The following is a 312-nucleotide window of genomic DNA, read 5'->3' as shown; positions in this document are numbered from 1 at the left end:
GCCATGTCCGGACCTGCCGCGATCTCGGTCATTCTCGTTACCATCGCGGTCATCGGCTGGATCGTGATGCGCCAGGGCAGCCCGGCACCGGCCAGCAATCCGGATCTGAAGCTCGAGTGGAATATCGCGGCGGTCACCTGGCGCATCCTGCGTTTCGCCGCGACCATGCCGGCCGTGCTCCGCCCGTTGCTCGGCGCGGCCTGGTTCTGGATGCTGGCCGCCTCCATCATCACGCTGCTGCCCCTGTTCGCCCTGGAGGTTCTGAGCGCGGACGAAAGCGTGGTCCTGCTCTTCACGGTGATCTTCACGCTG

General features: G+C 66.0%; 1 pseudogene. It reads left to right on the top strand.

Going from position 1 to position 312, the window contains the following annotated elements:
- A pseudogene (locus tag E5162_RS14855) lies at positions 1 to 312 on the top strand (MFS transporter); the annotation flags it as partial.

The organism is Marinicauda pacifica, assembly GCF_004793635.1.
GTDB lineage: Bacteria > Pseudomonadota > Alphaproteobacteria > Caulobacterales > Maricaulaceae > Marinicauda > Marinicauda pacifica.
This window is presented reverse-complemented; position numbering and strand designations above follow the sequence as displayed.